We start from the raw sequence: 14,877 nt of genomic DNA on the forward strand, positions 1-14,877 counted from the left end.
AAATGGTTTTTCTAGATTAATTGTTAATTTCGAAAAAATTGCTAATGACATTATGAATGAATCGCACTTAAACAGTGCATCACCGAGAGAACGGCAAGGTCACGATGAAGCTGGTGCCCACGCCCATTTCAGATTGGCAGTCAATGCTGCCGCCCATACGCGTGACGATGCTGCGCACCATCGCCAGTCCCAAGCCCGTGCCTTTGCCGACTTCTTTGGTCGTGAAGAAGGGTTCAAAAATACGCGGCAAGGTTTCCGGGGGAATGCCGCTGCCGTTGTCGATCACGGCCACAGACACAGTGTTGTCGGTGGGGCGGGATGCCGCAATGACGATGCGACCGTCGCGACGCTCGCCAATCGCATGGCTGGCGTTCACGCACAAGTTGACCAACACTTGTTGCAAGCTGCCGCTTTGGCCTTTGAGTTGGACGTTCGCCGCATCGGGGGTGACGGGTTCAATGGCAATTTCAATGCCTTTCAAGCTGGCTTGCAGCAGCGATTTGGTTTCGTCAATCACCGGCGAGAGCTCAAACAGCGTGAGGTTTTCTTCTTCTTCCTCGGGCGGACGTTCGCGGCCCAAGCCGTTGAGTTTGATCACGATGTCGCGTGCGCGGGTCGTGGCTTGCATGATGGCGCTCAAATTCTTGGCCGCTTTTGAGTCTTCGCCGATCTTCATTTCCACCAATTCGGCGTGGTTTTGAATCACGCCTAAGAGGTTGTTGAAGTCATGCGCCACGCCGGCCGCGAGTTGGCCTAAGGCGTCTAAGCGCTGCGATTGCTCCATTTTTTGCACCATGCGCAGGTTTTCGGCTTCTTTTTCCTTGAACTCCCGCATGTCCTTCATCGTGATCACGGCGCCGGTGATCAGGCCATGGGCGTCACGCAAAGGCGCAGCGGTCAGGACCACGGGGATTTGCTCGCCTTCGTGCTGGTTCACCACCCACTCCACGTTTTGGACGGCATGCATGGTTTGGGCTTTGGCTTCTTCCACGCTGTTGCCCAAGCAGGCGATCACCCACAGCTCGGTTTCGGTGTTGACGGTGAAAAACTGTGTGCTCTCAGACACCACGTTCTGGTCCGACTTGAGCCAATTCAGCACATTGGCTTGCGTGGCGATAGCGGTCAGACTGTGTAGGCTGACGGGTTGTGGCAGTTCGTCCAAGCAGGCTTTGGTCAAGATGGACAGCAGGTGGTGGCCGTGCAAGCTGTGGTGGGCGTAGCCCAAAAAGGTTTGACTGGCTAAGTTGGTGAACTTCACGCGCTCGGAGGCGTCAAAGCCCAGCACAGGGTAGGGCATGTCGGCGAGACGCTGCCAGAAGCGCTCGGGGTCCATGTCGTACAAACGTTGCATCACGTCGCCGTGGTACTCGGGCACCCAATGTTCGATCAACTGGTTGTTGTCGGCCGAGGGCAGTAAGGCGCCCAAGGTATGGCCTAGCACATGCACTTTGGCATAACCAAAAATCTCTAAGGCTTTGGGGTTGGCGCTGAGCAACGCACCGGTGCGGTCCACGCGCAGCACACCGTCTTGCATGGCATCCATGGTTTTTTCGAGCAAGCTGTTTTGCAGTTTGATTTGCTCGTTTTTATGAATCAGCGAGGACACATCGTGCACGTTGATGACGGTTTGCTCGGGAATGCCGCGCACGCTGAACATGATGGATGACGAAATTCGCACGGGCGTGCTGGGGCCTTTTTTGTTCTTCAGCAAAGTCACCACGGACTCGTCGTCGTCATTGATCAAACGATTCAGGGTGGTGGTGATCGTGACCGACCAAGGCAGGTCGCGTTCGTTGCGAATGAAGGCCAGCACGGTGCGTTGGCCGTTCACGGTGTGGTTGACCAAGCCCAACTCGATGGAGAGCTTTTCCCCCTCTTTGGTTTGCAGGTACAGCATGCCGCTGTAGCCCGTTTTTTGGTCGTTTTTGTCGCCTAAGAAGCTCTTTAAGAGTTTGGCGTAGTTGTCACGCAAAGGCTCTGGACTGAGCACGGTCAAGGGCTGGCCGATGAGCTCTTTGCCAAAGTACCCGGTCATTTGATTGGCGCGCGAGTTGGCAAACTGGATGCAGCCTTCGGCGTTAATTTGCACGCACCCCAAAGGCGTTTGGTTGAGCAAATTCATATAACCGCCGGGTTCGATGAACTCCAAGCGCGTCAAGCTCTTGCTCAGGCTGTTTAAGAACAGGGACAGCGTGGCCTCGTCGTCGTCGAACAAGATGGTGCTGCGCTGGCCGATCACTTCTTTGCGACTCAGACCCGACAGGCTCAGCAACGCGGTGTTGCAATCGCGAATGTCGCCCAGTTCGTCCACCACGATCAGGCCGCTTTGCATGGACGAGAACAGGCCGTTCACGTACTGAATCTGTTGCTCAATCGAAATTTGGCTGTCTTGCAGTTTTTCTTGGTTTTCTTGCAGTTGGTTGGTCAGCCGGTGCGAGTCCATCAACGAGGCCAGCAAGGTTTCGCGGTTTTGGGCGGACTCGTACGCCACGCCGATGGCTACCGAGCCAGGCAGCATCAACTCGGACACATGGGTGGGCAATTGGTAACGTGACTTGACCACGAAAATGCCGCGCACTCGGTTTTCAAAATGGAACGGAATGATCAAAAAGTGGCGGGATTGCTCGGCACGCGAGGCATCCAGCGCTTCAAGGCAGGTCTCGGGTAAGTCTTTGTTACGCAGCAGCAGCCCATCGCTGGCGGCTTGCTTGAGCAAGTGGCTGGGCAATGGCAATTCGTTAGGGAAGGTGGTGCTGTCATGCGACTCGCTGCCCAAGAGCGTCAGCTTTTGGCGTTGAATCATGGAGTCATCCACCACGCCGAAGCCGTAGGCGTAGAGGGCGCACGCTTGCACATCCAAGTAGTGGGTCATTTTTTGGCTGATTTCCATGGCCAACTGCGAAGGCGAATGCTCGTTGCGCACGGTTTCGTTGATCAGGGCCAAGCCGTTGTCGATCCACAAACGGTGGTGGTTTTTGGCTTGGTTGGCACGCAGGCTATCGACCATCACGCGAATATTGGCCATCGCGCTGGATTTGTCGCCAGCCGCCACATCGATGGTTTGCTCTAAATTACCCAAAACAATGTCATGCGTGACGCTCACCAAGCGTCTGGGTTCTCCGCCCACCAGACTGCGCACGATGCTCACCAACCAGCCCAAAGAGCCCAAAATCAAAGCCAAAGTCAGCGCCACAAGTGCGTAGAACTCAAAAGTCATGCGCTTGTAAGACGCCTGCACCCTGTCGTAATCTTGTTTGGCTTGGACCAGTTGTTGGTTGGTTAATGTGTCGAGCGCCCCCAAAAGAGAGGTGCCGTATCGGTTTTGCGAATTTAAAAGTTCGTTTTGCAAAGCTGTGCTGATGTGTCCTTTTTCGCGGCCCAAATCCAGCAAACGCGTCATTTCATAGTGCCAGCGTGAAAACGCAGATTCATAGCCAGCGCGAGCGGGTTGCAATTCAGGCTCAATGCCGCCTGCTACCAAGGCGTCTTGCACCACTCGGCTGGTTTGCTGCATGGCGTAGGCTTTGCGCATCAGGCGGTCAATGCTTTGGTTTGAGGTGACATCGGCGGACGACAGACTCGCGCCAAAATCCATCAGCGCATGCTCCATCTCCAGCAGCCGCTTCATCGATACGACGCGGTTCTCGTACATGCGCGAGAGCGATGACTCTAAAGCCTGCATCTGCGACCCTGTGAGCAAAGCCAGCATCGCCATGACCAAGATCAAGAGGGCACCCATCCAGCGCACAGCGCCGCGTAATGTGAAAGATAGATTTTTGATCAGGGCATTCATACGAAAAGGAGAACAGTCTCAACTTTCAAAGTGTTGAGTCGAATACAAAAAGTGCTTTCAAGTTTCTCACGCATTTGCGAAAGACTTGTGATCTAATCAATAAAATCGCTAAATAAGCGTTCATTTTATTTAAATTTACAAAAAAGAAAAGGTTGGTAATGGCGACGATATTGTTGGTTGATGACGAAGACTTGTTGCGTGAAGGTGTACGCGAAATTTTGGAAATGTCTGATTTTTCCGTGATCGAAGCCTCCGATGGGCAAGAAGCTTTGCGTCAATTTGCAATGGCTGAAAAAGTCGATTTGGTGATCACCGACATCGTGATGCCCAATATGGACGGTGTTGATTTCGTCACCAAATTGCGCGAAATGTTCCCAGATGTGCCAATTTTGACGATTTCAGGCGGCAGCCGTGTCGTGAGCGCACGTTTTGGTTTGGACTCGGCGTTGTTGTCTGGTGCCAATGCCAGCTTGACCAAGCCGTTCACGGCCAAGCAATTGATCGAAAAAGTCAAAACCTTATTGACCGCTTGAGGCTTCGCAAGATATACCGTCCATGAGTTCGTTGAATCTGAACCTTGCTTCTGAACCGGTCACCCCCGAGTTAGTCATTGAAGCCGTCGCCACAGGCCGTAAGGGTTTGGAGAGCGCGCGCGTTTTGTTGGTGGACGACAGTGTCATGTTGCGCATGGGTTTGCGTCGCTCGCTTGAAGAAGTGGGGCTTCGAAACATCCGCGAAGCCAACAACGGCAAAGAAGCCATCGAAATTTTGATGCGCGAGCCCTTCGACTTGATGTTGCTCGACATGGAAATGCCCGTGATGAGCGGCATGGAAGTGTTGGAAGTGATCCGCGAAACACCTTACCAAGCTTGGCCACCCGTCATCGTGATTTCCGGTGGCGCGGGCAGCTCGGGCATTGACGATGCGGTGCGATGCATTGAGTTGGGCGCTGAAGATTACTTGCCCAAGCCATTCAATCCAGTGTTGTTGCGTGCGCGTGTGACCACCTGCATCGATAAAAAGCACTTGAAAGACCAAAACGCGCTACGCATGCGTCAGCTCAAAAAGCAACACGAGCAGCTGAGTCAAGAAAAAGAAAAGACCGAGCAGTTGTTGCTCAACATCTTGCCGCGCACGATTGCCAAGCGCTTGAAGGCGGGTGAGGAGCGCATTGCCGACGCATGTCCATCGGTCAGCGTGTTGTTTGCCGACATGGTGGGCTTCACCAAAATGACCCGCACCATCACGGCGACCGCCTTGGTGGAAATGCTGGGCGATTTGTTCTCTCGGTTTGACTTGATCACCGAGCGTCACGGCCTCGAAAAAATCAAAACCATTGGTGACTGCTACATGCTTGCGGGCGGTGTGCCTGAAGCGCGTACGGACCATGCCGAAGCCACCGTCATGGCCGCGATGGACATGTGCGAAGCCTTGAAAGAACTGTATGAGCGGACCAACGGCGCGCTGAACATGCGCATTGGCATCCACAGCGGCGCGGTGGTGGCGGGTGTGATTGGTATTCGCAAGTTCACTTACGACCTCTGGGGCGACACGGTCAACGTGGCGAGCCGCATGGAGTCCACCGGTCAGCCCGGAAAAATTCACGTCTCTTCAGCCACTGCCGATTTGCTAGCGGGCAAGTTCGAGTTGGAGGCGCGGGGCATGATTGAAGTCAAGAGTTTGGGTCAGGTCGAGACATTTTTTGTTGGGCCGCAAATTAAGGCATCGGCTTGATGCCATGGGAGTTGCTTTGAAAAATTCTGTACGGAGAAACCAGCCATGAGTCTGCGTGACATTGTCCCCACGGACAAAGAAATTGTGATGCGTGAAGATGACTTCATCGTCTCGAAGACCGATTTGAAAGGCCGCATCACGTACGGCAACAAAACCTTCATCGAGTTTTCAGGCTTTGATGAAAAAGACATTTTGGGGATTCAGCACAACCTGATCCGTCATCCTGACATGCCACGCGCGGTGTTCAAGTTGTTGTGGGGCAGCATCCAAGACGGCAAAGAAATTTTTGCGTATGTGAAAAACATTTGCAGAGATGGCAGCTTCTATTGGGTCATTGCCAACGTCACGCCCTCGATTGACGAGGCTGGCAAAGTGCTGGGCTATTACTCGGTGCGTCGCAAACCTCACCCACGCGCGATTCCAGTGATTTCGGAGTTGTACCGCAAGATGTTGGACGAAGAGCGTCGTGCAGGCACGCGTGATGCGATTGCGGCATCCAGCCAATTGATGGAAAAGTTTTTGAATGAAAAAGGTATGAGCTATGAGCACTTTGTCCTCTCTCTTCAGTCGGCTTGAGTTGAGCCCGGCCAAGGGCTTGTGGCTGCAGGCGCTTTTGGGCGCAATCGCCGTGGCGTTCTTGTTGGTGTTGACCAGCATGTCACCCGTTGTCATCGTTTTAGCGGTGGTGATGGTGGTGGTGTTGGCGTTGTCCATCCGTGGTCAAAACAACGAGGCCGCTTTGGTCAAGCGCATGAATGCGGTGTTGAGTGGCGCTGCCAGCGGCGTGCTTGAGCCGCGCGTGACCAACATCACCAGCACCGGCCCATTGGCTGAATGTGCTTGGAGCTTGAACGAAGTGCTCGACCAAGTCGAAGCCGTGTTCCGCGAGTCACTCACGGTGGTGTCACGCATGAGCGCGGGCAACTTCTCACGCCAACCCCAACCCGCAGGCTTGAAGGGCATTTACCCGCAAGTGCTGCACAAAATGGCCGAAGCGCAAAACAGCGTCTCGCGCACGGTGAAAGCCTTGCGTTCAGCCATGGGGTCTATGGCTTCGGGCGACTTCACGGTGCGCTTGGATGCCAGCAAAGACCAAGGCGAGTACAAGTTGATTCTTGAAAACGCCCAATTGGCGATCAGCTCTTTGGACGTCGTGCTGGGCCAAGTGGTGCATGTCATGGACGCCATGGTGCGTGGTGACTTGACCAGCCGCGTGCACGCCCAAGGCGAAGGCAGTTTGGGCAAGCTCAAAGACGACATCAACCGTTCTTTGGATGCGTTGGCCATCTCCATGCGCAGCATTGGCGAAAACGCCCAGCAAGTGGCCGGTGCCGCCAGCGACACCAGCACCGCCATTGGTCAATTGGCCGATGGTGCGCAAAGCCAAACCCACTACATCAGTGAAGTGGTCACCGCGATTCGCCAAACATCGAGCGCGGTCAGCGACATTTCCAACAGCACCGAGTCGGCCAGCCGTCAGGCGCAAGAGTCGGCCACCATCGTGCGCGATGGTCGCGTGAAGATGGAGCAAATGGTCGAGGTCGTCAACGGCATCGCCCGCAACTCCGAGAAGATCAACAAGATCACGGACGTGATCGAGAAGATTGCCAACAAGACCAACTTGTTGTCCCTCAACGCAGCGATTGAAGCGGCCCGCGCCGGCGAACATGGCAAAGGTTTTGCCGTGGTGGCCGATGAAGTGGGCAAGCTCGCTGCCAGCAGCGCAGACAGCACCAAAGAGATCACGCAGCTGATTCAGCAAGCCGTGTCCGAAGCCAACCGCGCCGTTTTGGCGGTGCGTGAGGTGAGCGGTGACATGGAGCGCATCGTGGCCAGCTCGTCGCAAACCGATGGCATGTTGCAGCGTATCTCTGCCGCCGTGGAAGAGCAAACGCGAACCATGCAAGAGATCAACAACAGCGTCTCCAACCTTGAAAAGATTGCGCACACCAACTCCGCGGCTTCAGAAGAGTTGGCTGCCAGCATGATCGAGTTGTCGAAGGTGGCTGACTCGACACGTCGCGAAATCGAAAAATTCAAGATCTGACGGAACACGCCATGGAACTGGTTCTCTTTGAAGTTGGCAAGGGGCGATTCGCCTTCTCAGCCATTGGTGTCAGCAAGGTCTTGGACGTTCTGCCCGTGACGCCGCTGCCCTATGCGCCCGCCGATGTGGAGGGCTTGGTCAACGTGGCGGGCGCGGTCTACCTGAAGGTGGACTTGGCCGCGCGTTTGGGAATGGGTGAGCGTTCAGCCGATCCCAACGGTAATTTGTTGGTGGTCACGGCCCAAAAAGACACGGTCGTGGTGCAAGTGGACCGCGTGTTCAACAAAATCAGCCTAGAGTCAGACGCGATCAAGCTGTATGACGAAAGCGATTCTGATGCGCTGGTGCGCGGCGAGTTCATGTTGCCCGATGGCATGGTGTTGTTGCTCAACGAGGCCTCATTGGGTCTGCAAAACATGGAGCCTGTGGGCGTGCCTGAAGGCGGCGGCGGTTTGGTGGGGCAAATCGAAGCCACCACGGTGACGCAAGCGGCCGAGTTGGTGAACAACGACATGCCCACTGTGACGGTGCAAGACGGTGACGAAACCTACGCCTTCCACATGGAAGACGTGTTGGAGATCATCGAAATTCGCGATCTCACGGCCCTGCCTGGTGCTGGCCCTGAGGTGGAAGGTTTGATGCAGTTGCGTGGCTCGGCTTTGCTGGTGCTGTCGCTCTCCAAGCTGCTCAAATGCGAGCAGACGGTTGCTCCTAAATTTGTGTTGGTGGTGGCCGTTCATGGCTCACGTCTGGGCATTTCGGTGGCCGACATGGTGGGCATTGAGCGCTACGAAAAAGACATTTTGCAAACCATCACCGGTGGTGACTCTCAGCTTGAAGGCTACTTGCCTGGTTACGGTGCTTGGGAAGGCCGCATGACCGGTTTGGTGGCTTTAGGCGGCTTGGTCTCGCTGGACAGCATGGCGCATTTCCGCCGTTATTTGATTCAACACGGAGTGGACATGGCTGCCATCTCAGAGCAAGAAATGAAATCTGTACGGCGCTTGCTGTCTTTCCGTTTGGGCGATGAACGCTGCGCGTTGCCACTGTCGTTGGTGGATCGCGTGGAGGAATATGGCTCTGCCGTGAACTTGCCACAAGGCGACGACTCGCTCGCGGGCGTCGTGCAAATCAAAGGCGAGGTGGCGCCTGTGCTGGACATGCGTGACATGTTGGGCATCAAGGGCAAAGACACCTCCGCTTATGTGGTGGTGCGTATTCAAGGTGCGCCTTGGGCGTTGGTGGTGGACAAGGTCGATCGCGTGATTGAGATTGCCGAAAAAGACATCACACCTGTGCGCACCAGCCAGAACGATTATTTGACCGAAGTCGGTCGTTTAGATGGCGAGTTGATTTCTCTGCTGTCTTTGGAGCCCTTGTCTAGGGCTGCCTAATTTCAAAGGAATATGTTTGTCTAAAGACAATGTCGATGATTTGATTGCGCAAATGCGTGCCGCCGTGCAAAACGCAAAGGGCAGCACCGCGGCGCTGAACAACACATTTGCACCTGCGGCTGCTGCGCCGGTGTCTGCGCACACGCGTTCCGATACAGCCACACAGCTTGAAATCGTGAACCAACTGATGCTGGGTGTGGAGTCACGTTTTGGTATCAAGCCAGGCACCTTGGTCGAGCGCAAGTTGGTGCGCATTTTGAAAGAAATGCCTATTTCCGTGTTGCGCGATTGGGTCAATTCGATGAACACCTGTTCGTCGGAGCACCCCGAATGGCAATCGTTGGTGGAGAACTTGACGGTTCATGAAACCTACTTCTGCCGCGACCCTGATTTGATGGACATGCTGGGCAAAGACATCTTGCCTAACTTGATCGCTTCGCGTGAAAAAAACCGCCAATTGCAAGTCTGGTCTGGTGCGAGTTCAACCGGCGAAGAGGTCTACGACTTGGCCTATATGTGCCTGCGTGGTTTGCAAAAAGCAGGCAAGGCACGGCAACAAGCCGATGGCCGTGTGGTCCCTGAAGGCGGATGGTCTTTGTTTGTGATGGGCAGCGATGTGTCCAACCAAGCTTTGCGTACCGCCCGCGAAGGCGTGTATGGCGAACTGGGCATGGGCTCATTCCGCAATTTGCCAGACCATTGGCGCGCCATGTTTGACGATGTGTCGATGGCGCCTTCTAACGCCATGCCTGGTGTGCGCTACCACAAGGTGCGCGATTGGGTGAAGAGCTGTGTGCGCTTTGAGCGCTTCAATTTGATGAACAGCCGCCCACCTGTGCAAGGTATGGATTTGGTGTTTTGCCGCAATGTGCTGATTTACTTTGAAGACTCGGTGAAGAAGTCGGTGCAAACCATGTTGGCCCGTTCCATGTCCACTGGCGGCGTGTTGGTGATGGGTGCATCTGTGCAAATGCTGGTGCCTGAATATTTCGAACAACGCTTGGGTAACGGTGGCCCTTGGTATGTGCGAAATGGGGTGTCCGTATGATCAAGTTGCTCATCTCCGACGACTCCGCGTTCATGCGTATCGCCATTCGCAAAATGGTCGAAGGGCATCCCGACATTGAGGTGGTGGGTGAAGCTCGCACGGGCCAAATGTGCGTGGAAATGGCCGAAACACTGCGTCCTGATGTGATCACCATGGACGTCGAAATGCCCGTCATGGATGGTTTAGAGGCCACCCGCCAAATCATGGCGCGTTGTGCTTGCCCGATCATCATGTTGAGCAGTTTGACCGAGCGCAATTCGGTCACCACCATCAAAGCTTTGGAGCTGGGTGCGGTTGATTTCATCGCCAAAAAATCCTCGTTTGTGCAACTCGACATCGTGAAAATCGGTGATGAGTTGGTGGACAAGCTGCGCTATTGGGCCAAGAAGCGGTCGCGTTTTTCTGCGGGGGGCTTGCGTCCTGCAGTGAGCAGCGTGGACACCTCTAAGCCGGTGTTTCAGCGCAAAACTGAAAACCAAGGCGTGCCAGGTTTGGTGGTGTTGGGCATCTCGACAGGCGGGCCCGCCACCTTGCCGCAAACGCTCAAAGCGATGGGCAAGCTGAAATGTCCCTTGGTCGTGGCCCAGCACATGCCGCCCATGTTTACCAGCGGTTTTGCCCGTCACTTGAGCACCGAAACGGGCTTGGAAGTGGTGGAGAGCACCGACGGCATGGAAGCCAAACCAGGCATGGTGATCATCATCAAAGGCGGGACCGATGTGGTGATTCGTGAGCCGTTTCCTGGCCGCATCATGTTGTACGAGCGCACCAGCCCCGAGGCGCCAATTCACCCCAATGCTGACGTGTTGTTTCGCTCAGCGGCGACGGTGTCGTGCCCAGTTGTGGCGGTCGTGATGACCGGCATGGGCAATGACGGCATGAAGGGCGCGCAAGAGTTGGTGGCGCGCAAAGGCAGCGCCGTTTTGGCGCAAACGCCTGACAGTTGTATCGTGGACGGCATGCCGTCTTCTGTGATTGATGCCGGCTTAGCCACCGCCGTACTCGCGCCCGCAGCGCTGGGTGCTCGGTTGGCACGCATGGCAGGTGTGGGTGGCCTGTTAGGCGCATCCCTTGTTTGATTTGTTTTGAGGTGAATTGAAATGTCGAAGAAAAATATCCTGATCGTTGATGACTCTTTCGTGATGCGCGCTTTGTTGCGAGGCATCATCAGTGCCGACCCTGATTTGGCAGTGGTGGGCGAAGCGACCAACGGCCTTGAAGCCTTGCAAAACATCAAAGAACTCAACCCTGATTTGGTGTTGCTGGACATCGAAATGCCGCACATGGACGGCATCGAGTGTCTGAAGCGTTTGCGCCTCATCAGTAACGTGCCCGTCATCATCGTGTCTTCGGTGGCCCAAACAGGTTCACCACAAGCGTTGGAGACACGCAAGCTGGGCGCTGCAGAAGTGATCGCCAAACCATCGGGTGCCATGAGCTTGGACTTGAATGCGAAGAAGGGCCACGAGATCGTGACCGCGTCACGCAAAGTGCTCGGCATCTGATTTTTCGCTCGCGAAACAATCAACGCACCACGTCATTCAGGTAATCAGCGCACAAGGGGCACAAGTCAATGTCAGATGACTTTATCGAGACCATATGGGCTCAATATGCAGTAGAAACCGAAGAGCATATTGAGGGCATTGAATCACTGTTGGTGCGTGCCGACGGCGGCGAGCTGTCGGGCGAAGAAATTTCTAGCCTCTTTCGCGCTTTTCACTCGCTCAAAGGTTTGAGCCGTGTGATGGAGTTGGGTGCGCTTGAAGCTGTTGCGCATCGTGCCGAAGATTTGCTTGGACTGGTTCGCGAAGGTGTGACCGGTTTGGACAAACCGACGGTCGACGTGTTGCTACGCGCTTTAGACGCCATCAAAGGACTGCGCGACATTGCGGTGGCAGAGCGCTCCGATGGTCAAAAGCCTGAAGCCTTGTGCAAAGAACTCGAAGCGGCGTTTCGCAAAGCCTCTGGCGGTGGTGCGGAAGCCGCTGAACCTGAGGTGCCTGCTGCACCTGCTGCCGCGACGGAGCAAGCGACTGCCCCTGCAGCCCCTAAAACACCCGCGAAAAAAGCAGTACCCCCTGAGCCCAAACAGTTGGTGAAAATCTCTGCGTCTGGCACCGACGAAGATGCGCCCGACGATCAGTCGATCTTCTTGCGTTTGCTCAAGAACGGTTTGCCCATCCTTGAGCAATTGGCTTTGTCGATTGCCGCCAAAGAAGACCCCAAACAAATTTTGTCCGTTGCCAACGACATCCGCCGTCCGTTGATTTGGATGGTGCGTGCGTCCAATAAATTGGGTTACTTGGGGATCACCAAGCGCATTCAAGACATTTCGGAAGCCTTGCCCAAAGACGAAACCATCAGCCGTGAAAACGGTGAGTTGGTGGTGGACACCATCGTGGCGTTTTTGAGCGATTTGCGTAATTTGGGTGAAACCACAGGCAGCGATCTCGGTGGTGAGTCGCTGAGCCAAGTGCTGTCGCGCACCTTGCGTGAGAGTTTGGACCATCTGCTCAACAACATTGCTCAAAATTTAGAAACTTTAGAGGCCGCAGTCGCCTACGCCGATGAGACCGTTGCGGGCAATGTGTCGCAAGAATTCTCGCGCGTGAACGCTTATCTGACCTCGTTGTACCCAGACGCCCATTGCGATGTGCCGTTGTTGTTGATGGATGCTTATGCCCGTGCAGCGCGTTCGCATTTGACGTTGAACAACGAAGTCATCAGCTTGACCCGCGATGCGGTGGCCTTCGTTCGTGATGTGTGCCAGAGCAAAGACAAAAAACCATTGCTCAACGCGACGTTCGTGGCGCAACAAGACAGCTTGTCGCAGCGCATGAAAGACTATGTCTGGGCGCACGACAACGCCAGCGACATGTCGGCCCAGGAAATTCAAGCGTTCCATACCTCTTTGCGCATTCCGCCTGAGTTGGCTGAGTTGTTGTCCTCAGAAAACACGCGTGAGTTGAAAGACATGATCGACGATGGGTCCAAGGCCTATTTGATCGTGGCGCATTTGGAGTCGTCAGAGCAAATTGCGACCTCATTTTTGTCGTGGGTTTCTGAGCGTGGCCGCATCATCACCAACCGTTCGGTGTTTGTGGACGATGAGAGCTGGTACGAGATGTTGTTCATCTCCAAAGGCGACTTCGAAGAAATTGACGCAGAGATCAAACAACTCGATGCCGGCAAAAACCTCATCAAGTTGTTGGGCCAGTTCGGTGTGACCAGCGGCCCCGCCATGATTGAGTTTGCTGACGTGTCGACAGACGCAGCGCCTGCTGTTGCATCCACACCTGTGGCGGCGGTCTCCGTTCCTGCGCCCACATCGTCACCTGCGGCATTGCCGGACCCTGTGCATGCGCCTGTGATGGTGGACACGCCAGCGCCCGCCGTGGCGCCTGTGGCCACGGCCCCTGTCTCTGCACCCGAACCTGCCGCTGCGGCCGCAGCCCCGACCGCCAACGCGTCACCGGCGCCAGCGCCAGCAGCTGCACCCGCCGCCCCCGCGCGTGCCCCAGCCCCCGCAGCTGCCGCTGCCAACGTGATTCGTGTGCCGGGCGAAATGCTCGACCAGTTCATGAACCAAATTGGCGAAATGGTGTTGGTGCGTGGCCAGTTGGCCCACGTCATTGCCGACCAGCGTTTGCGTGAGCAAGCGGTGGCACTGCGCCGTTCGAGCGATGCCGGTTTGGCCGACCTCACAGGCGTGGCGCAATTTCAGCGCTTGATTGATTTGATTGACGAGCAAAACCGCCGTCTGCAAGAAACAGACACCTTGATTCAAGGCGCCTTGTCTCGCTTGCAAGACAGCGTGATGGGCTTGCGTGTGGTGCCCGTGGAGTTGGTGTTCAAACGCTTCCCACGCATGGTGCGCGATTTGGCACAAGCGCAAGGCAAGCAAATCCGTTTGGAATTGACGGGCCAAGAGGTCAAGATCGACAAGGCCATGGTCGAGTCGCTGGCTGACCCGTTGTTGCACATGGTGCGCAACAGCGCCGACCACGGCATTGAAACGATTGCGGAACGCAAGTTGACGGGCAAGCCCGAAGAGGCGGTCATTCGCATTCAAGCCGAGCAGCAGGGCAGTCGCATTTTGATTCGCGTCAGCGATGACGGCAAAGGCATTGACCCCGAGCGCGTGCGCCGCAAAGCGGTGGAGCGCGGCTTGGTCAAAGAAGAAGACAGCCTGCTGATGAGCCGCGACGAGATTTTGAAATTCATCTTCCGTGCGGGCTTCAGTACAGCAGATGTGGTGACTGAAACTTCGGGCCGTGGTGTGGGCATGGACGTGGTCCGTACCAACGTGATGCGTTTGGGCGGCAACATTCACCTCGATTCCGAGTTGGGCCGTGGCACCATCTTCACCATGCAAATGCCTTTGTCGGCGGCGGTGCAAGAGGTGTTGTTGGTCAACACAGCCGGTCAAACCTTGGCGGTGCCAGGGCGCTATGTGGCCGAATTGGTTGAAATCAGCGAAGCCGATGTGCAGTCGGTCAAAGGCCGCACGGCCATCATGTTGCGCGGTAACTTCTTGCCCATCGTGCGACTTGAAGAGTTGTTGGGCTTCAAGCAAACCAGCGAAGGTCAACACCGTTTCGTGGTGGTGCTCTCCGATGGTCAACGCACCTTGGGTGTGTCGGTGGATGAGTTTGTGGGCCGCCAAGAGCTGTTCACCAAAGACATCCATCCACGCTTGGCTGCTTTGCCAGGTGTGGGCGGTGCATCGATCTTGGGCGACGGTCGCGTGGTGTTGATTCTGGATGGCGCAGCGATTTACCGCTTGGCCGAGAACATTGGCAACCATGCGCAACTGCCTCAGTTGCCCCAAATGTCTCAAATGCCAGTCGCTGCCTGATCT

10 protein-coding genes are annotated in these 14,877 nt (G+C 55.4%); 9 read left to right on the forward strand and 1 reads right to left on the reverse strand.

Annotation, left to right across the window (positions count from 1 at the left end; genetic code table 11):
* Nucleotides 1-79: 79 nt before the first annotated feature.
* The gene (locus C5F52_RS19475; protein WP_104800026.1) at nucleotides 80-3,793 is read right to left on the reverse strand and encodes a PAS domain S-box protein; all 3,714 of its coding nucleotides are present in this window, start codon (nucleotides 3,791-3,793) and stop codon (nucleotides 80-82) included.
* 158 nt (nucleotides 3,794-3,951) lie between these two features.
* Between C5F52_RS19475 and C5F52_RS19480 the strand changes: the two genes are divergently transcribed.
* The 9 genes from C5F52_RS19480 to C5F52_RS19520 all read left to right on the forward strand — a co-directional run bounded on the left by C5F52_RS19480 (nucleotide 3,952) and on the right by C5F52_RS19520 (nucleotide 14,874).
* Nucleotides 3,952-4,326 (forward strand): response regulator transcription factor, encoded by a 375-nt coding sequence (locus C5F52_RS19480; protein ID WP_104800027.1) that lies wholly within the window; start codon nucleotides 3,952-3,954, stop codon nucleotides 4,324-4,326.
* Nucleotides 4,327-4,348: 22 nt separating this feature from the next.
* Nucleotides 4,349-5,527: an adenylate/guanylate cyclase domain-containing protein gene (locus tag C5F52_RS19485; protein WP_104800028.1), complete on the forward strand. Its 1,179-nt coding sequence runs from the start codon at nucleotides 4,349-4,351 to the stop codon at nucleotides 5,525-5,527.
* Between the two features lie 45 nt (nucleotides 5,528-5,572).
* Nucleotides 5,573-6,103 carry a PAS domain-containing protein gene (locus C5F52_RS19490; protein ID WP_104800029.1) on the forward strand — a complete coding sequence of 177 codons (531 nt, stop codon included), beginning with the start codon at nucleotides 5,573-5,575 and terminating at the stop codon, nucleotides 6,101-6,103.
* On the forward strand, nucleotides 6,069-7,574 hold the full coding sequence (locus C5F52_RS19495; RefSeq protein ID WP_104800030.1) for a methyl-accepting chemotaxis protein: 1,506 nt from the start codon (nucleotides 6,069-6,071) through the stop codon (nucleotides 7,572-7,574). Before C5F52_RS19490 ends, C5F52_RS19495 begins: the two co-directional genes overlap by 35 nt.
* A gap of 11 nt (nucleotides 7,575-7,585) precedes the next feature.
* Nucleotides 7,586-8,968, forward strand: a complete 1,383-nt coding sequence (locus C5F52_RS19500) for a chemotaxis protein CheW (protein WP_104800031.1) — start codon at nucleotides 7,586-7,588, stop codon at nucleotides 8,966-8,968.
* A gap of 16 nt (nucleotides 8,969-8,984) precedes the next feature.
* A complete protein-coding gene (locus C5F52_RS19505) occupies nucleotides 8,985-10,016 on the forward strand; it encodes a protein-glutamate O-methyltransferase CheR (protein WP_104800032.1) in 1,032 nt (343 codons plus the stop codon).
* Entirely contained in the window at nucleotides 10,013-11,095 is a 1,083-nt protein-coding gene (gene cheB / locus C5F52_RS19510; RefSeq protein WP_104800033.1) for a chemotaxis-specific protein-glutamate methyltransferase CheB, read from the forward strand. Before C5F52_RS19505 ends, cheB begins: the two co-directional genes overlap by 4 nt.
* Before the next feature lie 21 nt (nucleotides 11,096-11,116).
* Complete coding sequence (locus C5F52_RS19515; protein ID WP_100133259.1) at nucleotides 11,117-11,521, forward strand: response regulator; 405 nt, start codon at nucleotides 11,117-11,119, stop codon at nucleotides 11,519-11,521.
* 68 nt (nucleotides 11,522-11,589) lie between these two features.
* The gene (locus C5F52_RS19520) at nucleotides 11,590-14,874 is read left to right on the forward strand and encodes a chemotaxis protein CheA (protein ID WP_104800034.1); all 3,285 of its coding nucleotides are present in this window, start codon (nucleotides 11,590-11,592) and stop codon (nucleotides 14,872-14,874) included.
* The last annotated feature ends 3 nt before the right edge of the window (nucleotides 14,875-14,877 follow it).

It is taken from the genome of Limnohabitans sp. TS-CS-82 (assembly GCF_002943475.1).